The organism is Fibrobacter succinogenes (genome assembly GCF_902779965.1).
Taxonomy (GTDB): Bacteria; Fibrobacterota; Fibrobacteria; order Fibrobacterales; family Fibrobacteraceae; genus Fibrobacter; species Fibrobacter succinogenes_F.
In genome coordinates this window covers 63,365-87,463 of the sequence record NZ_CACZDK010000010.1, presented here as the reverse complement: position 1 = coordinate 87,463, position 24,099 = coordinate 63,365, and the positions used below count along the sequence as shown (strand labels likewise).

General features: G+C 47.2%; 22 protein-coding genes. 10 read left to right on the top strand and 12 right to left on the bottom strand.

The genetic code is table 11. The features are described 5' to 3' along the window. Positions 1-221 precede the first annotated feature (221 nt). Entirely contained in the window at positions 222-2,045 is a 1,824-nt protein-coding gene (locus HUF13_RS06750) for a glycoside hydrolase family 11 protein (RefSeq protein ID WP_173474407.1), read from the top strand. 320 nt (positions 2,046-2,365) lie between these two features. Here HUF13_RS06750 and HUF13_RS06745 read toward each other — a convergent pair whose 3' ends face one another. The 3 genes from HUF13_RS06745 to HUF13_RS06735 all read right to left on the bottom strand — a co-directional run bounded on the left by HUF13_RS06745 (position 2,366) and on the right by HUF13_RS06735 (position 4,896). After that, positions 2,366-3,055, bottom strand: coding sequence for a hypothetical protein (locus tag HUF13_RS06745; RefSeq protein ID WP_173474406.1), 690 nt, complete (start codon positions 3,053-3,055; stop codon positions 2,366-2,368). Positions 3,056-3,170: 115 nt separating this feature from the next. Continuing rightward, positions 3,171-4,127, bottom strand: a complete 957-nt coding sequence (gene dapA, locus HUF13_RS06740; protein WP_173474405.1) for a 4-hydroxy-tetrahydrodipicolinate synthase — start codon at positions 4,125-4,127, stop codon at positions 3,171-3,173. 265 nt (positions 4,128-4,392) lie between these two features. Continuing rightward, entirely contained in the window at positions 4,393-4,896 is a 504-nt protein-coding gene (locus tag HUF13_RS06735) for a hypothetical protein (RefSeq protein ID WP_173474404.1), read from the bottom strand. A 243-nt stretch (positions 4,897-5,139) separates the two neighbouring features. Here HUF13_RS06735 and HUF13_RS17285 point away from each other — a divergent pair, with 243 nt between their 5' ends. From HUF13_RS17285 to HUF13_RS06705, 7 genes are all read left to right on the top strand, one after another. Then, the gene (locus HUF13_RS17285) at positions 5,140-5,502 is read left to right on the top strand and encodes a PD-(D/E)XK nuclease family transposase (protein WP_304038901.1); all 363 of its coding nucleotides are present in this window, start codon (positions 5,140-5,142) and stop codon (positions 5,500-5,502) included. Between the two features lie 38 nt (positions 5,503-5,540). Then, positions 5,541-6,170 carry a hypothetical protein gene (locus HUF13_RS17280; RefSeq protein WP_304038899.1) on the top strand — a complete coding sequence of 210 codons (630 nt, stop codon included), beginning with the start codon at positions 5,541-5,543 and terminating at the stop codon, positions 6,168-6,170. Positions 6,171-6,339: 169 nt separating this feature from the next. Beyond that, positions 6,340-7,953 (top strand): phosphomannomutase, encoded by a 1,614-nt coding sequence (locus HUF13_RS06725; RefSeq protein ID WP_304038898.1) that lies wholly within the window; start codon positions 6,340-6,342, stop codon positions 7,951-7,953. Positions 7,954-7,980: 27 nt separating this feature from the next. Continuing rightward, positions 7,981-8,703 (top strand): hypothetical protein, encoded by a 723-nt coding sequence (locus HUF13_RS06720; RefSeq protein WP_173474403.1) that lies wholly within the window; start codon positions 7,981-7,983, stop codon positions 8,701-8,703. A 113-nt stretch (positions 8,704-8,816) separates the two neighbouring features. After that, a complete protein-coding gene (locus HUF13_RS06715; protein WP_173389159.1) occupies positions 8,817-9,560 on the top strand; it encodes a YebC/PmpR family DNA-binding transcriptional regulator in 744 nt (247 codons plus the stop codon). Positions 9,561-9,808: 248 nt separating this feature from the next. Continuing rightward, positions 9,809-10,867: a hypothetical protein gene (locus tag HUF13_RS06710; protein WP_173474402.1), complete on the top strand. Its 1,059-nt coding sequence runs from the start codon at positions 9,809-9,811 to the stop codon at positions 10,865-10,867. 106 nt (positions 10,868-10,973) lie between these two features. After that, positions 10,974-12,059 carry a hypothetical protein gene (locus HUF13_RS06705; RefSeq protein WP_173474401.1) on the top strand — a complete coding sequence of 362 codons (1,086 nt, stop codon included), beginning with the start codon at positions 10,974-10,976 and terminating at the stop codon, positions 12,057-12,059. Between the two features lie 43 nt (positions 12,060-12,102). Here the strand turns inward: HUF13_RS06705 and HUF13_RS06700 are convergent, their stop codons facing one another. The 9 genes from HUF13_RS06700 to HUF13_RS06660 all read right to left on the bottom strand — a co-directional run bounded on the left by HUF13_RS06700 (position 12,103) and on the right by HUF13_RS06660 (position 19,308). Further along, positions 12,103-13,200 carry an N-acetylmuramoyl-L-alanine amidase gene (locus HUF13_RS06700; RefSeq protein ID WP_173474400.1) on the bottom strand — a complete coding sequence of 366 codons (1,098 nt, stop codon included), beginning with the start codon at positions 13,198-13,200 and terminating at the stop codon, positions 12,103-12,105. Between the two features lie 59 nt (positions 13,201-13,259). Beyond that, a complete protein-coding gene (smpB, locus tag HUF13_RS06695; protein WP_173474399.1) occupies positions 13,260-13,730 on the bottom strand; it encodes an SsrA-binding protein SmpB in 471 nt (156 codons plus the stop codon). Further along, positions 13,711-14,064 (bottom strand): HU family DNA-binding protein, encoded by a 354-nt coding sequence (locus tag HUF13_RS06690; RefSeq protein WP_072826937.1) that lies wholly within the window; start codon positions 14,062-14,064, stop codon positions 13,711-13,713. The genes smpB and HUF13_RS06690 overlap by 20 nt, the downstream gene beginning before the upstream one ends. A gap of 32 nt (positions 14,065-14,096) precedes the next feature. After that, entirely contained in the window at positions 14,097-15,098 is a 1,002-nt protein-coding gene (obgE, locus tag HUF13_RS06685; RefSeq protein ID WP_173474398.1) for a GTPase ObgE, read from the bottom strand. Positions 15,099-15,303: 205 nt separating this feature from the next. Beyond that, positions 15,304-16,269, bottom strand: a complete 966-nt coding sequence (argC, locus tag HUF13_RS06680; RefSeq protein ID WP_173474397.1) for an N-acetyl-gamma-glutamyl-phosphate reductase — start codon at positions 16,267-16,269, stop codon at positions 15,304-15,306. Between the two features lie 252 nt (positions 16,270-16,521). After that, positions 16,522-17,019, bottom strand: coding sequence for a YchJ family protein (locus HUF13_RS06675; protein ID WP_173474396.1), 498 nt, complete (start codon positions 17,017-17,019; stop codon positions 16,522-16,524). 198 nt (positions 17,020-17,217) lie between these two features. Continuing rightward, complete coding sequence (locus tag HUF13_RS06670; protein ID WP_173474395.1) at positions 17,218-17,838, bottom strand: methyltransferase; 621 nt, start codon at positions 17,836-17,838, stop codon at positions 17,218-17,220. Then, a complete protein-coding gene (gene rlmN, locus HUF13_RS06665; protein WP_173474394.1) occupies positions 17,832-18,905 on the bottom strand; it encodes a 23S rRNA (adenine(2503)-C(2))-methyltransferase RlmN in 1,074 nt (357 codons plus the stop codon). Before rlmN ends, HUF13_RS06670 begins: the two co-directional genes overlap by 7 nt. 40 nt (positions 18,906-18,945) lie before the next feature. Next, complete coding sequence (locus HUF13_RS06660) at positions 18,946-19,308, bottom strand: helix-turn-helix domain-containing protein (RefSeq protein ID WP_173474430.1); 363 nt, start codon at positions 19,306-19,308, stop codon at positions 18,946-18,948. Positions 19,309-19,511: 203 nt separating this feature from the next. Here HUF13_RS06660 and HUF13_RS06655 point away from each other — a divergent pair, with 203 nt between their 5' ends. Beyond that, entirely contained in the window at positions 19,512-20,249 is a 738-nt protein-coding gene (locus tag HUF13_RS06655; RefSeq protein WP_173474393.1) for an SDR family oxidoreductase, read from the top strand. Between the two features lie 208 nt (positions 20,250-20,457). Then, positions 20,458-24,063 carry an EAL domain-containing protein gene (locus HUF13_RS06650; RefSeq protein ID WP_173474392.1) on the top strand — a complete coding sequence of 1,202 codons (3,606 nt, stop codon included), beginning with the start codon at positions 20,458-20,460 and terminating at the stop codon, positions 24,061-24,063. Positions 24,064-24,099 lie beyond the last annotated feature (36 nt).

Genomic DNA, 24,099 nt, shown 5'->3' with positions numbered 1-24,099 from the left:
GGAACAATAGTTCCCGAAAGTATAAAGCCTCTTCTTGGAATTATCCAGGAAGGGCTTTTTTTGTGTGTTGAACCGTCGATTGTGTGCAGAACGGCTCTTCGAATGTAAATTATTTGTCGTTGTTTTTCGCAACAACAAACTTTTTTTTATTTTACGTCTTTTTTTTTCTGCCACTCATATATTATGTTCAGCATAACTAAAATGTGAGGAGTATCATTATTATGAAAAACATTTCTAGTGTAGCCAAGATAGGCTTAGTCCTGTCATTTGGTTTGGCTTCTGGTGCTTTTGCCCAGGATTTCTGCAACGCAAGTCATTCTGGTACAAAGAAAACGGTCTCGTTTAGCGTTGGCGCGGGTGCCGACAAGGGTGAAACTGGGCCAATTGGTGATTTCCACTATGAACAGTGGAACAAGAGCGGCAGCGCTACAACCGATTTCTATACGGATGGTTCTTTCTCTTGCTCGTTCTCCAATACTGATGACTTCCTTTGCAGAGAAGGCCTCTTTTACGGAAGCAATAGCGGCAAGGATCCTCTTTCGGTTGGCAACCTTGTTGCCGATTATAGCATGAAGACTTTCACCAATGAAAAGTCTATTTCTTATGCCTATGCCGGTATCTACGGATGGATGCAAAATCCGTTGATCGAATGGTACATCGTCGATAACTGGGGTCCGGCCTCTAGACCGAATTGGCTTGGTACGTCTCAGGGCAAAATCACTGTTGATGGTGCCGAATACGAAATTTTCACGGCTGACGCCAACAGAGCAAGTATCGAAGGTAATAAACCTTTCAAGCAGATTTATAGCTTGAGAAGCACTGCTCGTAAGTGCGGTACGATCAGCATTACGGAACATTTCAAGGCCTGGAAGCAGAAGGGCATTACCCTTGGCAAGTCTTTGTACGAAGCAAAGATTTTGGGCGAAGCTGGTCAGTATCCTGAACAGCAAGGCGCTTCAGGAAAGATTGATTTTAATTATGCTAAAGTTTATGTGTCTGACGGTCCCTCAAAGCCGACTTCTAGCTCTTCTACGGCTGCTCCGAAATCCAGTTCCTCTAAGGGTAGCGCCGCTGTTAGCGGTACGATTGACGCTTGCAAGGATCAGATGGGTCACGAAGGCAATGGCAAGACTGATAGAGGTCGTGACAATTCCAGCGTGACGGGTAACGTCGGCAGCTCTCCGTACCACTATGAAATCTGGTACCAGGGTGGCAATAACTCCATGACCTACTATGATAACGGAACTTATAAGGCCAGCTGGAGTAATACGGGTGACTTCCTTGCCCGTGTCGGCTTCAAGTATGATGAAAAGCAGACTTATGAACAAGTTGGCCCCATCGATGCCTATTTCAACTGGAAAAAACAGGGTTCTGCCGGTGGCTACAACTACATTGGTATCTATGGCTGGACGGTTGATCCGCTCGTAGAATACTACATCGTGGATGACTGGTTCAATAAGCCGGGTGCAAATCTCCTTGGCCAGAGAAAGGGTGAATTCACGGTTGACGGTGATACTTACGAAATTTGGCAGAACACTCGTGTAAACAAGCCCTCCATTAAGGGGGATCAGACTTTCCCGCAGTTCTTCAGCGTGCGTAAGAGTGCTCGTTCCTGCGGCCATATCGACATCACGGCTCACTTCAAGAAATGGGAATCTCTCGGCATGAAGATGGGTAAGATGTACGAAGCCAAGGTGCTCGTGGAAGCCGGTGGTGGAACGGGTTCGTTCGATGTCACCTACTTCAAGATGACCGACAAGAAGCATCCGCTTCCGCAGCCTGAATCAAGCTCTAGTAGCGAAGCAAAGTCTAGCTCTTCTAAGACCGTGAAGTCTTCTAGCAGCACGATTGGTATCCACATGGCTCCGAGAACAGAACTCAAGAGCGGTGTTGTTCAGGTGTTCGACATGCAGGGCCGTTACCTCGGCAATGTGAAGGTCGAAGCTGGTGCAATCGTGAACGATGTTCTCAAGGCTAACTTCAAGAACTCCGGTATTTACATGGTGAAGCAGGGCACTTACATGCAGCGCTTCTCCGTGAAGTAAACGATCTTTAGCGTCATAAAGTCTCTCTCGTTAAAGACTGTAAAAACGTTCCTCCGTAAGGAGGAACGTTTTTTTGTGCTTTTTCTTTATACAAAAAAAACGAGCCCTGTTTTCGGGACTCGTTTTTTACTTTGTTGAAAAGCGGGACTACTTCTTAGACTTTGCGGTCTTCTGTGAGCAAAAAGCGACCGGTATTAACCGGTCGCGATTGACGCTTTCAGCGTCCGCGGCTTTACTCGGTCATGAAATTATGCAAGCATAATTTCATGACGCTCGTTTTGCACGCTTTTGCGAGAGCAAAGTCTTATTACAGTCTTGTATTATTTCTTAGACTTTGCGGTCTTCTTAGGCGGATGAGCGGCGATTTTCTTCACGCTCTTGTCCTCATCCTTGGCGGCCTTTTCAGCTTCCTTGAACATGGCTTCCACCTGTTCGAGAGCGCCGTTCGGATCTTCTTCGATGATTTCTGAAGCTTCGTCAACGAGTTCGGCGAATTCGTCGTACCAGTCCGCGAAGATTTCGACTTCGAGGTGGTCCACGCCCGGAACGGTCAAGCGCACGCCGCAGCTTTCGCCAACGCGGTCGAGGAACTTTGCAATTTCCGGACGGAGGAGGGAGAGGTCAAGACCTTCGAGATCTTCCGGTTCCAAGAGAACGCCATCGACCTTGTCGTCATCTTCGGCCTTCTTGGACTTCTTGTCGCCCTTCTTGCACTTGCAGTTTTCACCGCAGCAGCATTCGTTGTTGAAGTCACCGTTCATGGCGAGGTATTCTTCGTCATCGATGCCGCTGTCGTAGTAGAATTCGTCGTCTTCCAGATAAAGTGTTTCAACGAAGATTCCCTTTGCGCCGAGAGTCTTGGCTGCTGCCAAGAATTCCTTGAGGTCGCCGCCGAAGTAGCGAGTCGCTTCGGCTTCTTCGTTCAAGGTCTGCACCGGAATCGGAAGAAGCTTCTGCTTCTTGATGTGTTCGCAGACCAAGTCAGTAACGGATTTTTCATTCTTAGCCATTTGTGATTCTCCTGAAAAAAAAGTTATCAGTAGTCAGTAGGAAGTTGGAAGTGTAATAATCGCGGCTATGCCGCCACAATAAAACAACTGTCTACTTCTTACCGTCTACTTCCTACTAAACATGATACTTCTTCAAGCTCTGGGCCTTCTCGTCGATGAGCTTCATGATGCGGGCAACTGCGTCTGCACCGTTTGCCGTGTCCTTCACGCTGACGAGCGGCTGGAACAACGGGCTGTTGAAGAGCGTTCCGAGAGGAATCGGGTTCTTGCGGCAGAACGTGGCGTCGATGTAATCGCGTGCAGCCTTCTGCAAGTTGTGAGCCTTGTCCTTATCGCCAGCCTGGAAAGCCTTGTAGAGGTCAACGAAAGTCTTGCAAGCTTCCGGGATGTTGCCCGTTGCGCTCACGATACCCGTGCCGCCCATTTCGAGGAGGTCTGCGAAGAGGCCGTCTTCACCGCTCATCACAGCAAAGTCCTTGCCCTTCGTTTCCTTGATGACGCGCATCGTGTCTTCGTGGAACTTTTCGCCAAAACCAAATTCAACCGCCTGCTTGAGACCGATGATGTTCTTGTCTTCGGCAAGAGCGATCAAAGTGTCCGGATGGACGTAGCTGGAGGTACGGCCCGGAACGTTGTAAATAACGATCTTTGCACCCGTTTCGCTACTGAGCGTCTGGTAGTGCTTGAGCAAGCCTTCTTGCGGCGGATTGTTGTAATAGCCTGTCACGCAGAGGACTGCCACCGGAGCAATCTTCAAAACGTTTTCGATCATCTCGATAGATTCGCGCGTGCAGTTGGAGCCTGCGCCTGCAATCACAGGAACGCGACCGTCAACATAGTCGAGCGTGAACTTAATGATATCCAAGTGCTGCTGCGGAGAGACCGTTGCACTCTGGCCCGTCGTCACGGCGGGGAGCACACCACTAGCACCAGCTGCAATAACATCGTCAATCATCTGCCCCATCTTCTTGAAGTCGATGGAGTTGCGAAGGTTCTTAGGATCGTCGTTCTTGAGCGGGGTGAACAACGCGGGGAAAACACCAGTAAGTTGAGAAGCGTTTGTAATTTGCATAGTGACTATAATATAATAAAGTAGGCAGTAGACAGTAGACGGTAGGCAGTAAATTGTTATTGGAATTGCACCGTTTTGCAAAAGTAATGAATTTGCATCATCAAATAATTTTATAACCGATAGATTTGGGTTACTAGTTATTGGAATTTTGCATGTGAAAATGTGAAGAATATCGCGGAGCTTGCCACGAGCAAAGACTAGAGACGAGAGAAAAATGTGGTCGGAAAATGCTGTTTTATGAGGTATGCTCAGTCGGAAATTTTTTTCAAAAATTCAGTGCTAATGCTCCGCCATAGATTTGGTTTATAGGATCTATAATCGGGGCTATGTGAATGCTTAAGGTGGGGGTGGTTGCGTGTTTTTTTCGTTGAATATCGTATTCCGTATAATTGCTTTTTCGTACCGCTGCCGCAATTTCAAATCCGCCATAAACAAGGGCTGAGGTGGCTCCTATGCCGCACAATACAAGTGTTGCGATTGCCCATGGGTGTGACATGGACATACTGTAGTCACTATTTTTAGAATGTTGTTCTAAATAGTAAAGAAAAAATGTGATTGTAGATACTCCTGCTAATCCTGTGGATACTCCTGCAGTAATCAAAGCTATGTTTGCCGCTTTCTTATCGAAATTGTAACTGTCCAAATTATACTGGTATAATTGCTCGTAGTATGCGGCAGAGTCCGATGTTGCATTATCTATTGGCGTAATTGCTGTTTGCGCAAAACAGGTGGTTGCGATTAGGATTATGATATACAAGATTTTTTTCATGAGAAATTCCAACTTGCTAAGCTATGCTATTTTGTATGAATTTAAAATTTTTCGTGGTTTTGGAAACGCTTTACTTCGCTCAAAATAATAATTTAGTTTATAAGGTGGTCAAAATTTTTGACTGCCTTTTCTGCGTTAAAAACATTTTACGCAATTTTCGAAAAAATTTTAGTCCAAATGGGCGTCAAAAGCGTGTTAATATAACGGGTAGGGGATGTTCCTTACCATTATAAGGACATGCTAATGGCAAATGAAAATAATACAACAACAAAACCGTATATCGTCAAAAACGCAGATGGCGTAGAATACTTGCTTCCGTATTATCCGGCGACTTTCCGTGCGTTGCTGGATGACAAGGATACGATTCGTGACCTGCTGAACAGTATTCTTGAACTTGACAATGACCACGAAATTGTCGACCTCAGCTACGCATTCGAAAAATATATCGACGTGTTTATGCCTGGCGATGAGCCCATGCGGCTTGATGTGTGGGTGGCGACGCGTGACAACCGCTTCATGAATATCGAGTTGCAAAACCGCGAACATCCATTGTTGACGCCTTCGGCGTCCGCGGCTGCACTCGGTCATAAAATTATGCCAGCATAATTTTGCGACGCTCGTTTTGCACGCTCTTTTTGGACCGTATGCAACTTTACAACGCGTATCTAACGATACGTGGCAAGCATGACTACAATCGTTCGGAACAGTTCCTTGCGATGTCAGAAAAGGAAAAGGTGGCTCATTATTATGAGGTTCCTGAAACTGTTTCCATTTGGCTTTGCAGATTCCCGATCTTGGAGCCGAGGGAGATTTATAAGGACACGTGGATGCTTTATAGTAAGCACGATGTAAAGGCGGGGATGGCCTTGCCGCTGTTTTCGAAAAATAAATATATTATAGTTGATTTGGTTAAGTTCTTGAAGCTTCGCAAGGGCGTGAACTCCCGTGAAGATTTCTGGCTTAGGCTCATTTCAAGGGGCCCGCTTGAAGTCCCCGAATCGGAAGACCCGCTTCTCAAGAACGCTTTGGACCGCTTGCGGGTAAGCAATGCTGATCCTGAACTTTTGAAAAAAATGGAGCAATTCATGTTCGACGAAATGCATGCATACGATGCCGTTATTGCTGAGAATTTTCTCAAGGGTAAGACTGAAGGCAAGTCGGAAGGCAAAACTGAAGGCCATGCCGATGCTATAAGCGTTATGCAGGCAATGGGCTTGCCCCCAGAGAAAATTGCTGAGGCGAAGGCTCGGCTTGAAGCTTTGAAATCGAAGTAGTCGTTGCAATTTAAGAAACAGGTAAAAGTCAAGGCTCACATAAAAGTGAGTCTTTTTTTTACAAGAATTGTAACCCCTTGTTTTAGGCGTTTCTTCCTACAGTCTACTTCCTACTTCCTACTGGAATTTTTCTAAATTTTCCGCGTAAAACTTTAAAACAGGAACCATTATGGAAAACATTACCCAGATTTGGAAAAAGATTCAGTCCCCCGAATTCAACCCGGCTACTGACATGGCCTTGGTTGAAACTGTGAAGCAGGTCGCTTTGACCTCTCAGGAGCCTGCTAAGGTTAGTTTTGGCACCTCCGGCTGGCGTGGCGAAATCGGTTCTGAATTTACGCTCCGCAACTTGCAGGTGGTGGGTGCTGCTATTGTGCGTTTGTACAAGGAAGCAACTCCGGAACTTTTCGCTGCTCTGGGTGTCAAGGACTTTGCCGAACTCCAAAAACGCGGTGTGGTCGTCGGCCATGACAACCGCTTGCTCGGTCACGAATTCTGCGAAGCTGTCGCTGACCAGTTCGCAAAGGCTGGCGTGAAGGTCTATTATGGTGGCGAAATGCCGACTCCGGAATTCTCCGCTGCTATCGAAATGCTCGGTGCCGCATGCTCCATTAACATGACTCCGAGCCACAACCCGAGCCATTACAACGGCATCAAGTTCAATCCGGCAGACGGCGGTCCTGCAGGTCCGGAAATCACGAATGTCATCACCAAGCTTTCTAACGAAATGATGGCTACCTGGAAGTTCGAACCGGTCTCCAAGGTTGATTGGGAAATTATCGACTCCCTCAAGATTTACAAGGAATTCCTCGTCAAGCAGGGCACGATCAAGTTTGACCGCATCAAGGAATTCATCAAGAAGGGCCGCCTCACGCTCGTGTGCGACCACGTTCATGGTTCTACTCGCCGTCGTCCGGCAGCTCTCCTCGACAATCCGGAATGCCTCATCACGCTTAGGAATGAAGACGATTCTTTGTTCGGTGGTATCGCTCCGGAACCGTCCAGCAAGAACCTCGAAAAGGTCCGCAAGGTTTTGGACGAAAGCAAGTCCTGGTTCCGTCTTGGTGCAATCTTTGACCCGGATGGCGACCGTATTCGTTTCTACGACGGCACTCGCGAAATCGACATGAACCAGTTCGGTGCAATCGCTTTCCACTATATGGCAACCTGGCGCAAGGAACAGGGCTGCGTGGCTAAGTCCGTTGCAACTTCTAACTTTGTGAACATCATTGCCGAAAAGCTCGGCGTGCCTGTCATGGAAACTCCGGTGGGCTTCAAGAACTTCCGTCCGTGGCTCAGCCGCAATGCCAAGCAGAAGGCTCTCGTTGCATTCGAAGAATCTGACGGTATCTCCGGCCTCAACAACACGCTCGAAAAGGATGCACAGTTCGGTCTCCTCATCGCTCTTGAAATTCTTGCAACGACTGGCAAGAACCTCGGCGAATACCTCGACGCTCTCTACGAAGAATATGGCCGCTTCTATCCGACCCGTTCTGGTTTCGAAGTCGACAAGTCTCTCGTCGGTGAACCGCTCAAGGCTAAGGTCAACGCCATTGCCGATATCGCTCAGCCGGGTGCTAAGGTCATGGTCGGTGCAAATGAAAAGACCGTGAAGCAGCTCCTCACTCTCGATGGCGTGAAGGTCATCTTCGACGACGATTCCTGGATGCTCGTACGTCCGTCCGGAACGGAACCGAAGGTTCGCATTTATACCGAATGCCGCAACCCGGATGAAAAGGATCCGATGTTCGAAGCAGCCAAGGCTTTGTTCTTCAAGAACTAGAAATCTGTTGTTGGAGTGGATTAGAGAATGAAAAAAATTCTAACGGTCATCTTCCTCGCATGCGCTTTTGTGTTTGCACAGGAAGGCTCCATCAAGCCGGGGTTCCAGGCATTTTCTGGTGCTTTGATCAAGCTCAAGAAGGCTGAACATGGCTTCCACAAGTTTAGACTCAGAGTCGATGTTGCTCCGTGGTCTTTCCTTGCCGAAGGCGAAGTTCAGGCTCCCGGTGGAGATTCCGATGTCCTCATTACGGCTCTTTTCGATAGAGCGCTTTACGCTGTGCTCGCCTACATTCCGGACAAGATTGCTGCCGGTTCCGATGGCGAAGAATACAACGTGGGCTTCTTCGACATGATGCTTTATTATGATGAGGAACCGACTAGAATTCGTAACTTGTCGTTCAAGCTTTTGCCGCCGGCGAATGATAGCTGGGCTCAGAGTATTTTGGATGATGCTTTGCAGTCGGGCTCGCTTTTGGGCAAAATCTGGAGCGGTAGGTATGAACGTGAAATTACCAGAGCGTCTGCTGTTCCTATAGATAAGACAAAGCTTATCGATATGCAGCAGAAGCGTAAAGAGGCAAAGGCTCTCGAAGCGGAACGCAAGGCTCGTGAAGCATCTGAACGTAGAGCTAGTATGCAGAACGATAAGGTGAAGGTCAAATCCAAGAAGCACGATGGCTCGATGGATTGCAATAGCCGAAAGCTCACCGCAAAGCAGAGACGCCTTTGCAAGATGAACAGTAAGTAGAATTTAGAACTTAGAGCTTTGGTTCGACAGGCTCACCAACCTTTAAGGTCCCTGAGCTTGCCGAAGGGCCAACTAAGTTCTGCCAACTTTTTTTAACCAACTAGAGGTAAATTATGTCCGGTCACTCCAAATGGGCCACCACCAAACGTAAGAAAGCCAAAACTGACGTCGCTCGCGCCAAGGCTTGGAACAAACTCATTAAGGAAATCTCCATTGCTGCTAAGCTCGGCGGCGGCAACCCCGACGCTAACCCGCGTCTCCGTGCTGCTATCCTCAAGTCTAAGAGCCAGAGCTTGCCGACCAAGAACATCGAAAGTGCTATTGCCAAGGGTACGGGTGCTAACTCCGGTACCGAAATGACGGAACCGTTGTACGAAGGACGCGGCCCGGCAGGCATTGCCATCATGGTGCAGTGCATGACCGACAACAAGGTCCGTACGGTTGCCGAAATCCGTAACATCTTCAACAAGAACAACGGCTCCATGGGCGAATCCGGATCCGTGTCCTGGGCTTTCACCTATAAGGGCGTGATTGTCGTTGACGCTGAAAAGTATCCGGAAGATCAGGTGATGGACCTCGTTCTCGAAGCAGGTGCAGAAGACATGAGCACGGAAGACGGCGTTCATGAAATCTCCACTTCTCCGGAAGCTTTCGACGCCGTTTCCAAGGCACTCGAAGCTGCCAACATCGAAATGATGAGTGCAGAACTCAGCTACGTTCCGAATGACCCGGTCAAGCTCGGCCACGACGACGCTGTGAAGCTCCTCAAGCTCATCGACAAGTTCGAAGATCACGACGACGTTCAGGAAGTCTACCACAACGCCGAAATCGACGAAGCCGACATGGACGCGGAGTAAGTGATTAGTGGTTGGTGGTTAGTGGTTAGGTGAAGAATCGCGGCGGAGCCGCCCTGTTAAGGACGCACAAAGTGCGTGATACTAATCCTAAAACCTATAACCTGTAACCTAAAACCTTTTAAAGCCGATTGCTAAAAGCAGTCGGTTTTTTGTTATTGACTTAACGTCAACGAAAAATTTGAAACGGGCTTTTTTGAAGCGTTGTTTTGAGGGAGCTTGTTTGTATATTAAGGGAAAAGGAGAAATTCATGAATATTCGAAAGTTTTGGCGCTTGAGTTGTTTGACTGTCGCATCGTTTTTTTGGGCGAGTTGCTCGGAATCCAATCCACAATTTCCTGTAGCGCAATCTGCTAATCCTGATTCATCTGCTGATGCGAATGGGGAAGGTTTTGGCGATGAATCTTCAAGTCCTGCTGTAGCTCCTGAATCAAGCTCATCTGAAATCGCAGCGCAAAGTTCTTCTTCTGAAATTTCTGTAACAAGTTCGGCAGCTGTTGAAAGTTCGTCTAGTGCCCCAATTTATGCCTTGGCTCGTGACTCTTCTGTGACTTGTGAAGAAATTCAGAACTTGGTTCCAAATCCACGATTTTCTTATTCCGCATGTGATGATTACCAAAAGAGATTGAGTTCTGATATGAACATTTCGGAAAAAATTTTGACGGAATGGGAAGAAAAACTTCAGTCGTGTGAAGCCATTCCCGAAATGTCTCCGGCGGTTTATGGAATTGAGCCTACCGTAAGTTATCCAACGGTGATTATGGAAACATCGTATAAATGTTCCAATGACAGTACCTACGAAAATTGTGTTTTGGATGATAATTTAATCTATACGAGTCGTCAAGAATATAACGAGGCTCATGGTATAAGTTCTAGTTCTTCTCCAGAAAGTTCAAGCTCCGCTACAGATTTGGTAAAATCTTGTGCGCAAGGAGACTTTGCCTTGTTTGTTGATATCCTTGCTGAAGTACAAACGGCTTTGTATGAAAAATTTTCCAAGCAACTCGAAGAGAATTCTTCTTTGAACGAAAAAGGCAAGGAATATTTAGAAGGTCTTTTGGATCATGAAAAGAAAGCATTCAAAGCAAACCTCGCTCCTTATATGTTGAGTGATTATTATGATGATACTTATGGTTGGGGAATGAGCCGCAAAACTGATCTTTGGTTCAATGGCTATATCGCAAAGACCAAAACTTGCGAAGATGGTACGCGCGTAATAACGGATCGTTACAAGGAAAAATACGACGCCATTCTTGCTGAATGCATCGAAATTATTGAGAATAAAGTCAATGGCGTTAGTGCCGATTAGATTGTCGTTTTTTATTGACGGAATGTCAACGTTTTTTGACTGTTTTGAATGACTTTTGAAAAATCGATTTTGATAAATTATATGTTGAAGAAAAAAGGAGAATCTTATGAATATTCGAAAATTTTGGCGCTTGAGTTGCTTGACTGTTGCATCGCTTTTTTGGGCGAGTTGCAGCAGTGATTCAAATCCTCAGTTCCCCATAGCTCAGGCTGCAAATCCAGATTCATCTGCTGATGCGAATGGGGAAGGTTTTGGCGATGAATCTTCGAGTTCTGCCGTAGCGCCTGAATCGAGTTCTGCGGCAGAAATTGAATCAAGTTCCACCGATGCTCCGATACCTCCTAGTTCCTCGTCTACAGTGTCTGAGGTGAGCTCATCTAGTGAAACGCCTTCTTTGGGTAGTTCTAGTTCTTCAATTGCTGGAAGTTCCTCTAGTGCTGCGAGTTATATCTTGGCTAGAGATCCTTCTGTGACTTGCTATGCTAATTCTTATATGGGAACGACGGCTTGCAGTAGTACAAAAGATATTTCTTGTGAAGATTATAAAAAGTATTTGGGTTCGGATACAACGTTGTCTGAAAAAATTATCTCAAGATGGGAAAGTGCTCTCCAGTCTTGCGGTGCTGTTAAGGACTTGTTTCGGGAAGAACCGCTTTATGGCATCTCTTATGGGGGCTGCCCAATGCGTATGTTTGTGGACATGAAATGTTCTAATGACAGCTCTTATAGCGATGTTAAATTAGATGGGAAAAAATTCTATACGAGTCAAGAAGAATACAATAAGGCTCATGGTGTTGCTCCAGATGTTATTGTAAAAAATTGCCCACAAGGAGATTTTGCTTTATTTATGGACATCTTGGCCGATGTTCAGAAAAAATTGTATGAGGTTGTTTCTGGATGGCTTATGGAAAATGTAGAAAGGGATCCTTTGGAACAAGATTATTTAGATAGTCTTTTGGATTACGATAATAAAACTCTAAAGGGGCGCGCTCCCTATATTGTAGGGGATGTGGATGAAGATGCTCGGTTGAGTCTGCTTTCTAATTATTGGTTTGATGGCTACATTGCAAAGACGAAAACCTGCGAAGATGACACGCCTGTAATCACGGAACGTTACAAAGAAAAGTACAATGCGATTCTTGCAGAATGCCTTAAAATTATCGAGGCAAATTTAAAGCCTGTTAGCAAATAGGTATCCTAACTACTACAAGCCACAAACCACTGCACCGAAGGCGCTATCTTCCCAGCGTTTCTCTATAGGTGTGGACGGCGTCCTTGTAATTGCTGACCGCTTCTGCAATGCGGTCGGCAAGGTCCTGCTGGCCAACCTTCGTCATCATGTAGGCTTCATCTTCTTCGTTGCTGATAAAGCCAAGTTCAATGAGCACAGCGGGCATCATGGCGCCTACGAGAACCATAAATCCAGCACCGCCAACGCCTGTGTTCATTTTCCTGATTTTTCCGCCTTCAAAACTGTCGAGCAATTTTTCAGTAAATAAGTAGCTAGTTTGTTTGTACTGTTCGAGCCTAGCTTCGAGCTTGAACCATTCCAGCGGTGAAAGTTCGTCCTTGGCATTCTTTTCGCCATAGAGTGTAGCGACCGCGTTTTCACGACGGGCTATAGCTTTGTCTTCTTCGCTTTCCGGGGCGCGCAATACGTAGAACTGGAATCCCTGGATCTGCTTCTTGCGTTCTTCGGTCGCGTCAATCGCGTTGCAGTGCAAGCTGATGAACAGGTCTCCATCCCATTGGTTTGCAAGTATGGCGCGTTGGCTCAGCTCGATGAAAACGTCCTTGCTGCGGGTGAGCTTGACGTTGAAGCCTTCATTGGCGAGGTTCTTGCGCAAGAGTTTTGCAACTGCAAGTACGATATCTTTTTCTTGTGCTCGTTTGCCCGATGCGCCTGGGTCCTTGCCTCCATGACCGGGGTCAATCACGATGGTGCGGACTTCGCGGGTGCCTGCAATTTCTGCTTTGGGCGGCTTCGGTTTTACGACAACCGGCGCTGTCGGTTTTGGTTCTGCAACCTTGGGCGCTTCTGTTTTTGCAACCGGCTTTTCTACAAAGTTCTTTGATTCCGGAATGGGCTTGGCTGCTTTTGTATCAATCAAAGCAGTCCTGAAAGAAATTTTCTTTGCATCGTTTTCGGCTATCCAGATATGCCCGTTATCAAGTTTTGGAGCCTGCGAAAGTTCAATCGTACGGCCATTGCGGTTCATGTACGGAATGCCAACGGCAAACTTGAGTGTATCCCTGGGGGAAACAATCGAAAAAGTTTTTTGCACCGGATACCAGCGAAATGATCCTTTGACTTCGCGAGCAATCGACTCCACATCGACCCTTGCCGAAGCTGCAAGGGCTAAGCTACATGCTACTAGTAGCAAAGCAAAAATTAGCGATAGGCCTTGGCGGCGCGAGCCATTTCCATCTTGGCGTCGCGGACTAAGATGTCTTGTCGCTTGTCGTGTTGATCCTTGCCTCGGCATATTCCTACTTCGAGTTTTGCGATACGGTTCTTAAAGTACAGTTTCAACGGGATGATCGTGCAACCCTTCAATTCCTTCGCCTTGCGCATTTTTTGAATTTCATGCTTGTGGGCGAGGAGCTTGCGGCGGCGAGCCGGAAAATGGTTGAATCGGTTTGCGAAAAGATATTCGTCAATGTGGGCACCGACAAGCCAAAGTTCATCTTTGTTCTCGTCGATATCAATCCATGCTTCGCCCAATGTGCATTTGCCATCGCGGATAGATTTGACTTCCGACCCGATGAGCATGATTCCTACTTCAAATGTTTCATCCACAAAGTAAAGGTGGTTTGCCTTTCTGTTCTGGATAACAGGCGTACTAGATTCTTTCTTTGCCATCTTTAGGAACAAAAGCCTCTTCTTCTAAGTCGAAAGGAAGCTTATTGATTTTTTCGATTAAATCCTTGCTGGGTTCGAAAACCGGACGTGTCTGGGCGGGGATATTGACCAACTCGCCAGTCTTAGGGTTCCGGGTGCGGCGTTCCTTGCGCTGTTTATTTTTGAAGCGACCGAATCCACGCAGCTCGATGTTGCTGCCTTCGATAACAGAATTAGAAATCGCGTTGATGAGTTCTTCCACGATGACTTTGGTCTTTACTTGCGTAAATCCAGTCTGGGAAGCGATTTCATCAACGAGTTCCTTCTTGGTTATGTTGGACTGAGTCGCCTTCATATTAATGAATTTACAATATTTTTTGCGAACAGTTAGCCTTTTTTGCTCCAACCGATGCTTTTTTTGTGCATATGTGGCACAGCTTCGTCCAAAGCCTGCTGGAGTTCCGCGCAACCTTCGCCTGTGACTGCCGAAGTGATGACCACTTTCTGGCGGTGCTTTTTGAATTCCTTGATGGCGTTTTCGATGCCGAGGTCGCTCTTGTTGAGCGCTACGACAAAGTTCTTTTCGGCAAGCTTCGGGTGGAATGCCTTGAGCTCTTCCTTGAGCACCTTGAACTGCTCGTAGGCGTTTTCGGCAAAACCGTCAATCACAAAGAGCAACGTGTGAGTACGTTCGATGTGCTTAAGGAACTGGTGGCCAAGGCCTTTGCCTTCGCTGGCGCCTTCCAAGAGACCTGGGATGTCTGCGACCACAAAGCTGTGGCCGTTCACCTGCACGATGCCGAGCACCGGTTCAAGTGTGGTAAACGGATAGTCGCCAACCTTTGGACGGCCGCTAGAAATCTTGTTCACGAGGCTGGACTTGCCCGCGTTCGGGAATCCGACAAGGCCAACGTCTGCCATGAGCTTGAGTTCGAGGAAGAGTTCGCGGACTTCGCCCTTTTCGCCCGGTGTGCATTTGCGCGGGGCCTGCACCTTCGGCGTTGCGAAATGCTGGTTGCCCATGCCGCCCTTGCCGCCACGTGCGGCAATCCACTTCTGGCCCGGTTCGGTCAAGTCGGTGAGGATATGGCCTTGTTCGTCCTTGACGATCGTTCCGCGAGGAACACTGATGATCAAGTCATCGGCAGATGCGCCGGAGCAGCGCTTGGCGCCGCCGGGCTGGCCGTTCTTTGCCTTGTAAATTCGGGTATGGCCCATGTCGAGGAGTGTGGTGTACTGTTCGTTCACCTGCAAAATGACATGGCCGCCGCGACCGCCGTCACCGCCATCGGGGCCGCCGAGGGGCACGAACTTTTCACGATGGAAACTGCAGATGCCGTCGCCGCCTCTGCCAGAGCGTACTTCAATGGATTTTTCGTCTAAGAACATGCGCCAAATTTAGAAATTTTTGATGAAATTCATAGAGTACAAATTTCACCTCCAAAAACAAAAAGCGTCAAAACTCGTTAAATTGATGATTTCTTGACGAAAATGTTGGGCTTCTCAACAACGAAAAAAGTTACCGAGGTTTTCTCGGTAACTTTTGAAATTTTTGCTTGGAATCTACTTCCTACTGTTTACTTCTAATTTCCTGCTAAACAAGGCTCGTGGTTTCGTCGAGGCCGAGAGCGATGTTCATGTTCTGAATGGCGGCGCCGCTTGCGCCCTTGCCTAGGTTGTCGATAATCGTCGTGACCTGCATGATGTTTTCGTTGCCAAAAATCTGGATGCGGGCGTTGTTCGTGTCGTTGCAGACCGTCGGGTCCAGGCGTCCATTGAACAGCACCGGAGCGGCTTCGTACGGCAAAACCTTCACGAACTTCGAACCTTCGTAATGCTTGGCGAGAATCTCGGTCAAGTCCTGCGGACCGACCTTCTTCGTGAGCATGTTCGGGAAGATGGCTACCGTCACGGCCATACCCTTGTAGTATGGGCCAAGCACCGGGTTGAAGAACGGAGCGAAATCAAGTCCGCAGACCTTCTTCATTTCGGGGAGGTGCTTGTGGGCGAGCGCGAGCGCGTACGGGGCGGGAGCCATGATTGCCTTGGATTCACCGGCCTTGTGGCTCAAGTTTTCTTCAGCTTCGTATTCGGCAATGAGCTTCTTGCCGCCGCCGGAGTAACCGGTGATGCTGTAAGCGGCGAGGTTAGCACTCTTTGGGAGGATTCCTGCTGCAACGAGCGGATACACACCAAGGATAAAGCCGGAGGCGTGGCAACCGGGGTTTGCAATGCGCTTGCTCTTGGAAATCGCTTCGCGTTGGGCGAGGCAGAGTTCCGGCATGCCGTATGTCCAAGCCGGGTTTACGCGGTGGGCTGTGGAAGCGTCGATGATGCGCGTGTTCGGATTCGTGCAGAGGGCGGCGCTTTCCATGGATGCTGCGTCCGGGAGGCAAAGGAACGTCACGTCGGATTCATTGATCATCTTCTGGCGTTCGTTCACGTCCTTGCGGAGTTCTGGATTGATCTTGAGAATTTCCAGGTCGTTGCGCTTGGCAAGTCTCTCGAATATTTGCAGGCCAGTGGTCCCTGCTTCACCATCTACAAAAATTTTGAACATTGGCTAGTGGTTGGTGGTTAGTGGTTGGTGGTTAGTGGTTGGTGGTTAGGACCAAAGGTCCGTGGCTGAGTTTGTGGTTAGGTTGCTTTTTGCATCCGGGGCGTTACGGGGTGTCCCCGTTAGAAAGGGTGATGGAAGACCCGGCTAGATCCTTTGACTTGGCACAGGATGACACAGCCGGGGCTGCAATCAGGGGAAGGCTTTCCCCTTCCGCTGACAACTTCCTACCGTCTACTTCCTACTGCCTACTTCTTACTTATTCGCGCCGCAGCACTTCTTGTACTTCTTGCCAGAACCGCACGGGCACGGGTCGTTACGGCCGACAACCGGACCTTCGTGGCGAACGGTTTCCTGCTTCACGGCACGGCCATCGTAGAAGAACCATGCACCGCCGACCTTGTGAAATTCACCAAGTTCGTGGTGGTTACGGGTGATGTTGCCCTGCTTGAAACGTGCAATGAATTCGACCCAGCCGATATTCTTTTCTTCTTCGGTCTTGGTCTGCTTGATTTCGATGCCGAGCCATTCGGACTGACGGCTCCAGGCTTCTACGCTCGGTTCGTCAAAGTCGTCACGCTGGGTGGCTTCGAGGGAATCCTTGAGCCATGCGATTTCGTGCTTGGCGTAAGCCGTGTAGCGTGAACGCATCAAAGCTTCGGGGGACTGGGCGAGTGCAGTTTTCTTAATGATTGGTTCGCAGCATTCGCTGTATGCTTTGCCAGAACCGCAGGGACATAAATCGTTTGCCATAGTAAAAATCCTTCTATAAAACTGGTGCAAAAATACAAAAAATTGGGACGTGTGTGGAGTGCTCCGCGCATTTTTTACAAGCACCAAGTCTATAAAAAAGACCCCGGCACGGAGACCGGGGTGACAATTAAAATGTTGGCTAGCTTGACAAATTGAATGTACTAAGTTCTAAGCTCTAAGTTCTGCCAACTAATACTATTACAGGCACTTCTTCATGAGCCAGAATTCTTCCTTGCCTTCGCGGCCCGGAATGCTGTTCGTGGGCTTGATGCGTTCAACGATGTCGAATACGCCATCCAAACGGGCCATGAGTTCGCCTTCGCTCATGCAGTGCGGAGGACCCTGCATGGTCTTGCCGTTCATGAGCGGGTACATGAGGCAAATGAACACGCCATCGTCCTTCATCATCTTGTAGCAGACTTCGAAGAATTCGTCGCGGCGGCCCGGGTGGATTGCCGAGAATGCACCGTAGTCATAAATAATGTCGAATTGCTGGCCACCGCGCTTGGCGTCCTTCGGCGAAAGCGTGAACAAGTCAAGGTCGAGAGAGCGCAGATTCTTGTGCTTGCGGCTCAGATGGTCCAGTTCATCGACTGCGGTCGGGGCGAAATCGACAGCCAAAACATCATGTCCACGCAAAGCCCAAGCCTCGGCATCGTAGCCGAACCCGGCACCGGGAATCAGCACGGAGCCCTCTGTGGGGCAGGAGGGGTGCTTGAAAAATTCGAGCAGGGCCGGGGTCGCCTTCTTGAAATTCCAGTAGTCCTTGCCTTCGGCATAAAGATTGTCCCAGAATTCCGGGAGGTTTTGCGTTAACATTTATTACCTTCCTTTTTGTACGCTAATTGTCCACATGCGGCAAGGATGTCCCTACCGCGCGGATTGCGGATCGTGATTTGAATTTCAGCAGCTCGCACGGCGGCGAGAAAGTCTTCCACCTCTTCAGGGGTGGGGGCGTGGAGCGTCGGGTCATCACCATCGTTTAGCACAATGGCATTCACCTTCACACGGCGCGGGGCGCAAATGCGGATAAGTTCCTTGGCGGCCTTGGGAGTGCAGGTGATGTTCTGGATGAGCACGAACTCGAACGTCACGTAGTTATCGGTGCGGCGGATGTAGTCATCTACCGCTTCCAAAAGTTTTTCGATGGGCCACGTCTTGTTCACCGGCATCACGGACGAGCGGTATTCGTTGTTCGTGCTGTTGAGGCTCACGGCGAGGCAGCAGGGCGTATTGCGGTCCACGAGTTCCTTGATCTTCGGGACAACGCCCGAGGTACTCACGGTCATGCGCTTTGCGCCCATGTTGAAAAGTTTCTGGTTGTGCAGGGTACAGCAGACGCGGTGTACGTTTTCAAGGTTGTTGAGCGGTTCGCCCATGCCCATGAAAATGATGTTTGTCACCTGGGCGACTCCGCCTTCTTCGTTCATGAAGCCGTTGTCTTTTAAGTACCAGTTGACGTTGATGATTTCTTCGAGGATTTCGCCCGCTTCGAGGTTACGCGTGAACCCCATCTTGGCCGTACGGCAGAAAGCGCAGTTCATAGCGCAGCCGACCTGAGTCGATACGCAAACGGAATAGCGACCATTTGCCGGAATCATCACGGTTTCGATGTGGTGACCGTCCTCGGTCTGGAACAGCCATTTTACCGTTCCATCGACAGAAACAGAACGCTGGTCTTCCTTGAGACCGCAAAGCGTGAACTGTTTTGCCATTTTTTCGCGGAGGGTGGGGGAGATATTCCCCATGTCGTCGTAAGAGCGCACCTGCTGGCAGAATAGCCATTTTTGAATTTGATCAGCGCGATAGGGCTTTTCGTCTACATTCCGAAGCCAAGCTTTGAGCTCGTCGGTTGTCAAAGTTTTTATATTGCGCGGCCATTCCATCGATATTAAAGATAGAAAATTTTAAGCTTTTTGTTAAGGGCTAGGGTATGTGTATTCCTTTGGCCTTGCGTATGTACTCTAGACTTGGATCGGTACTTTCGGCGGCTATTTGTGTTGGTGATGTGGCTTTTGCGGCTTGCTTTGGGCGTTGTTGCCTTACGAGATGTTGGTAAATGCGGTCCAGTTCTACCATGAGGGTGCTGATATTTGTCTTGAGCGCTATCGAAAGCTGTGAGAGCGTATCGATAGACGGGACTCGCTTTCCACATTCCATCTGCGAAATGAATTGCCTGGAAATCCCTGATTCCATAGAAAGCGACTGCTGGGTATGGCGTCGCGATTGTCTAAATGTAATCAGAAGGAGTCTTATTGCTTCGTGGAGTAGGAGCGTCTCGTAATACATCGCACCAAATTTTATGAAAAATTTGAAAATAATGGTGCATGCGATAGTTTGCAAAATGACGTAAAAGTTTAATAGCTTTTGATGGACTTATTTTTTACCATTGTGTACAAAAACATGTCGGTTCGTGGTTGTTTTCATGGATTTAAAGAATATTTTCGTGATGAAACAACGTTAAATTCTGCGCATGGCGCAAAGGAGTATGAATGATCAACGTAAAAGGGAAATGGTGTCTTATTACGGGTGGCTGCCGTGGTGTCGGTCGCCTTATTGCCATCGAAATGGCTAAACTCGGGGCTAATCTCATTTTGCAGGGTCGCGACAAGAGCCATGCCGAAAAGGTGATTGCAGAACTTGCTCCGTATGGCGTAGAGGTCAAGGCCGTGGGTTGCAATCTCGAAAATGAATCGGAAATCGATGCGGCTTTGGCTGAAATTGATTCTTTCGGTGTACAAGTGGACCTCGTTTTCAACAATGCTGGCCTCATGAGCCGCTATTTTACGGATTATACGACGAATACGATGGACGATTTCCGTCAGGCGATGGCGGTGAACTTCTTTGCGCCCATTAAAATTGCCTACCACTTTTTGCCGGGAATGATCAAACGCGGTTTTGGACGCATGCAGTTGACTACAAGCGGCATTGCCAATGAGCCGGAACTTGCCGGTTATGCTTGCGCGAAGGCTGCCCTCACCAAGTTCGTGAAAGATTTTGCCTGCAAGCTCAACGGAACCGACGTGATGATGAACGTGATGGATCCGGGTTGGCTCCGTACGGATCTCGGAGGTCCTAACGCCCCTAATGCTCCGGAAACGGTTGTCCCGGGTGCTCTTGTAAGCGTGCTTTTGGACGATAAAAAGAGCGGTCGTTGGTTCAGCGCCCAGGATTATGTCGGCATGAGCGTTGTCGATGCCGTCGAAGCCGGAAGTAAAGTTTCCGCCTAAAAAAGTCACCAATATTGCGCTTCATCACACTTTCCTTTATTTTTGTTAAAAAAATGTGTTTTAAAACTTGCGGATATCCCGAATTTAAACTATTTTAAACATTGGATGGGTGTTCTCGAATTTAGGGGAGTGATGTATTCGTTATAGGACGTGGATTGCGAAATTGTGTTTTTTGCATCTATCCTCGTTGTAACGGAGGCGTGAAGCTATGCTGGTGCAGGATGATATAAAATTTATTGAGGAAACCCGGAATGAGTTGGAGCATTCCGAGATTCCGCTTGCTGTCTACCAAATTGTTGATGGACATGTTAAGACTATTCTTGTTTCTGAAGGCCTTGTTCGTTGGCAAGCTCCTGGTTGTAGTCGCGAAGACTTAATTAGATTCCTTGATACGGACATGTATAGAGATGTTCACCATGAGGATCTTGTTTTTGTTGCAACGAAGGCCAAAGAATTTGCCAAAAATAAAGATGGGCGTTACGATGTCCTTTATCGTCAAAAATTGTATGGTCAAGATGAATATCGAACAATTCATGCTGTAGGTTACCACCGCAATTTTGAGGATGGGACTGAATATGCCGTTATTGTTTATGATGACGTGACTTCGGCTTTAGAATCTAATGGTGGAAGTCGTATAATTTTTGATAACAGCCTTATTGAATTTTTGAATACGGATAAGGTTGAACCTTTCGTTATCGTTGATGCAAAGACGCACGAAGTTTATATGGTCAGCTCCTCTGCGGAACGTATTTGGAATCCTGTAAGGGCTTTTGATTCTGGAATCAAATTCGAAGAGTATTTCTTTAGAGATAGCGAACAGAGTGAGATTAGTATTGATGATATTCTTGAAAAAGGCGAGACCATTTTCCGAAACCCGCATTCGGGCAAGGAATTGATTTTAAGCGCATCGTTGATGCAATGGCGTGGTAAAAATTCCATTCTATTGCGAATAAGTGAACATGCTGATCGCTATTTCGACCCTTTAACGGGACTCCCCAATATGGAATATAGCCGCTTGTGCGGCGAAGATTTTGCAGCAGATATCAGGAAAAAAGGGGGAAGCCCTTCGATTGTCTTTTTTGACATAGTCGGAATGAAACTGTATAATAGCGCAAACGGTTTCGACATGGGAAACGAATTCCTGATTAATTTTGCGGCGTGCCTAAAAAAGAATTTTCCGAATAATTTGATTTGGCGTTTCTCTAACGACCATTTTGCCGTCATTGTCGATATTCATGATATCGAAGAAAAACTGAATGAAATTCGCAAGTGTGTTAAAAGTTCCATTTCCAAAATTTCGATGGACCTTTATGTGGGCATTTCAAAGATAGATGAATTTGATGCCATCCTTGATGCGAGCGAAAAAGCAAAACTGGCATGTCATGAGCAAAAGAAAAATGGCGATACTTTTATCCGCTATTACGATGATGATTTACGCAAGGATCTCTTGCTCCAGAATTACATTGTCAATCACATTGATGAAGCCGTTACCAATGGCTATATCAAGGCTTATTATCAGCCGGTTGTGCGTACGATTACAGAAACATTTTGCGGTATGGAAGCGCTTGCCCGTTGGATTGACCCGCAGTATGGTTTCTTGAATCCGGCTGCTTTTATCGGAGCGCTAGAAGAATCCCGCCAAATCCATAAGCTTGACTGCTGTATTATTGAACTTGTTTGTAAAGAAATGCGAGAGGAACTTGACCAGGGGCATCCCATTGTTCCTGTTTCGTTTAATCTATCGCGCTTGGATTTTATTGGCTGTGATATTTTTGATGTTGTCGAAAGTATTCTTAAAAAGTACAGAATTGATCGCGAGTACATTCGTGTAGAAATTACAGAAAGTATCATGGCTTCGGATTCCTATGTCCGGAGCGAAGTTGAAAGATTCCGCTTGGTGGGTTACGAAGTCTGGATGGACGATTTCGGAAGTGGCTATTCTTCGCTGAACACCCTCAAGGATTATAAGTTCGATGAACTTAAAATTGATATGGCGTTCCTTGCGAATTTCAATGACGCCTCTCGTACGATCATTCGTTCGACAGTTCGCATGGCGAAAAATCTTGGGTTAAAGACATTGGCTGAAGGTGTCGAAACTAAGGAACAGATGGAATTTTTGAAGGGAATTGGTTGCGAAAAAGTTCAGGGATACTATTACGGAAAACCGCAGCCGTTGCATGATACCATGAAACACATGGAATCCATTGGTGTGCCTATAGAAGACCGTAATATGCGTCTTGTGTATTCTAAACTTGGGCGTATAGACTACTTGGTGGAAACGCCTAAAGCGATTATGGCTTATGCCAATGGCATGTTCAAGTTCTTGTTTACGAATAAATTGTTCAATGAACAAACTCAGAGCCTTGGCTTTGCCGATATCGAAGATGTTGAAAAGTCAATTAATGATCCCGAAGATCCTGCTTATCGCATACTTCATGAGGCCGAAAAGTCCGCTTATAAGGGCCCGCGTCAGATTACGTATGCCGTTCGTGGAACATATGTTTTTTTAAGCGGGAGCTTGGTTGCCGATATCAACGATAGCCACATTTACGATTTGACTTTGCGCAATACGCATGTGAGTGCTTTTGATAATTCTTCTAGCGATTCGAAGGTGACGCTCCCGACGGATGCAAAGACTATTTTGCTTGCAGATGTCAATCCGCAAAATAGAGGGTTCCTCGAAAATGTCTTGAAGGACGATTATAACGTGCTGCTGGCCGAAGATGGCGAGCAGGTGCTCAACATTTTACTGGAATACGGCAACCGTATTTCGCTCGTGTTGCTTGATGCAGAACTCCCTAAAATTGATGGATTCAAGATTATCCAGAAATTCAAAAGGCGTAGCCAAGAACTTCAAATTCCATTTATCATCATGACCGATAACATGGAACTTGCAAAAGAAGGCATTCGCTTGGGCGCTTACCAGTTTGTACGCTTGCCTATTAAAGATAAGGATTTGATCAAGGCGAAAATCGATAGCGCCATCAAGAATACAGAATTTCTCCATCAGATTGCCCTCAATTTCGTTGAATATGTTCCTGGCGGCGTGATTGTGTTTAACGCCTCGAATGCTGAAATTCTTTATGTGAATGCTCGCGTATTGGATATTTTCGAATGCGATAGTGTCGAAGAGTTCCGCGAGTTTATCGGTGAACATTTTAAAAATACGATTCTTCCCGAAGATTATGAAAAGACGGATAATGAACTCAAAAATCAGGTCCAGAGCGGTAGTACGGCTACGAAACAGGTGACTTATCGAGCCAGAACGGCTAAAGGAAAAATCAAGCGCATCTATCATGTCGGAAAAGTCTTTAAAGATACGCCGTATGGCAGCGTGTTCTCTGTATTTATTTCAGAAGATGACATGGCAATGAAAAGTTACTTTACTCGTAAGGAAACTTTTGATGAGTTTATGGCGTCTGGCGAGGCTACGCATACGAGATCGTATGAACCTGGCTATAAGGGATTTTTATTCTGGAACTTGACGAAGAATTCGCCCGTGATTCGAATGGATGGTATTACTTACATTCCGGCGGAACTCACGGATAAATATACTTACGAGGCTCACTACCGCTTTTTGAGAACTTTGATGTTGAATGATTTTGCAAATATTCGAAAAACAGTAGATTACACTCGTGAAAAGTTGATTCTCGATTACTTTAATAAGAATATCGTGCCGCCGCTGGATGTGAGCTATGATATCGAGAATACCTTTTTTACCATTCGATCAAGTTTTAGTATGATGATGGATCCGGATTCTGGCGATATCATCTTGAAACTTCAGAATGAAAATATCGAGACTGTAAAAAAATAAAATAATCCCTGCTTTTTTGTGCATTATTTATCGTGC

Coding starts and splice junctions, on each gene's coding strand:
- HUF13_RS06655 (WP_173474393.1), top strand. CDS start 19,512: ATGATCAACGTAAAAGGGAAATGGTGTCTTATTACGGGTGGCTGCCGT.
- obgE (WP_173474398.1), bottom strand. CDS start 15,098: ATGTTCTTAGACGAAAAATCCATTGAAGTACGCTCTGGCAGAGGCGGC.
- rlmN (WP_173474394.1), bottom strand. CDS start 18,905: ATGGAATGGCCGCGCAATATAAAAACTTTGACAACCGACGAGCTCAAA.
- HUF13_RS06660 (WP_173474430.1), bottom strand. CDS start 19,308: ATGTATTACGAGACGCTCCTACTCCACGAAGCAATAAGACTCCTTCTG.
- dapA (WP_173474405.1), bottom strand. CDS start 4,127: ATGCAAATTACAAACGCTTCTCAACTTACTGGTGTTTTCCCCGCGTTG.
- HUF13_RS06705 (WP_173474401.1), top strand. CDS start 10,974: ATGAATATTCGAAAATTTTGGCGCTTGAGTTGCTTGACTGTTGCATCG.
- HUF13_RS06750 (WP_173474407.1), top strand. CDS start 222: ATGAAAAACATTTCTAGTGTAGCCAAGATAGGCTTAGTCCTGTCATTT.
- HUF13_RS06735 (WP_173474404.1), bottom strand. CDS start 4,896: ATGAAAAAAATCTTGTATATCATAATCCTAATCGCAACCACCTGTTTT.
- HUF13_RS06720 (WP_173474403.1), top strand. CDS start 7,981: ATGAAAAAAATTCTAACGGTCATCTTCCTCGCATGCGCTTTTGTGTTT.
- HUF13_RS06650 (WP_173474392.1), top strand. CDS start 20,458: ATGCTGGTGCAGGATGATATAAAATTTATTGAGGAAACCCGGAATGAG.
- HUF13_RS06670 (WP_173474395.1), bottom strand. CDS start 17,838: ATGTTAACGCAAAACCTCCCGGAATTCTGGGACAATCTTTATGCCGAA.
- HUF13_RS06675 (WP_173474396.1), bottom strand. CDS start 17,019: ATGGCAAACGATTTATGTCCCTGCGGTTCTGGCAAAGCATACAGCGAA.
- HUF13_RS06690 (WP_072826937.1), bottom strand. CDS start 14,064: ATGAAGGCGACTCAGTCCAACATAACCAAGAAGGAACTCGTTGATGAA.
- HUF13_RS17280 (WP_304038899.1), top strand. CDS start 5,541: ATGCAACTTTACAACGCGTATCTAACGATACGTGGCAAGCATGACTAC.
- HUF13_RS06715 (WP_173389159.1), top strand. CDS start 8,817: ATGTCCGGTCACTCCAAATGGGCCACCACCAAACGTAAGAAAGCCAAA.
- argC (WP_173474397.1), bottom strand. CDS start 16,269: ATGTTCAAAATTTTTGTAGATGGTGAAGCAGGGACCACTGGCCTGCAA.
- HUF13_RS06725 (WP_304038898.1), top strand. CDS start 6,340: ATGGAAAACATTACCCAGATTTGGAAAAAGATTCAGTCCCCCGAATTC.
- HUF13_RS17285 (WP_304038901.1), top strand. CDS start 5,140: ATGGCAAATGAAAATAATACAACAACAAAACCGTATATCGTCAAAAAC.
- HUF13_RS06710 (WP_173474402.1), top strand. CDS start 9,809: ATGAATATTCGAAAGTTTTGGCGCTTGAGTTGTTTGACTGTCGCATCG.
- smpB (WP_173474399.1), bottom strand. CDS start 13,730: ATGGCAAAGAAAGAATCTAGTACGCCTGTTATCCAGAACAGAAAGGCA.
- HUF13_RS06745 (WP_173474406.1), bottom strand. CDS start 3,055: ATGGCTAAGAATGAAAAATCCGTTACTGACTTGGTCTGCGAACACATC.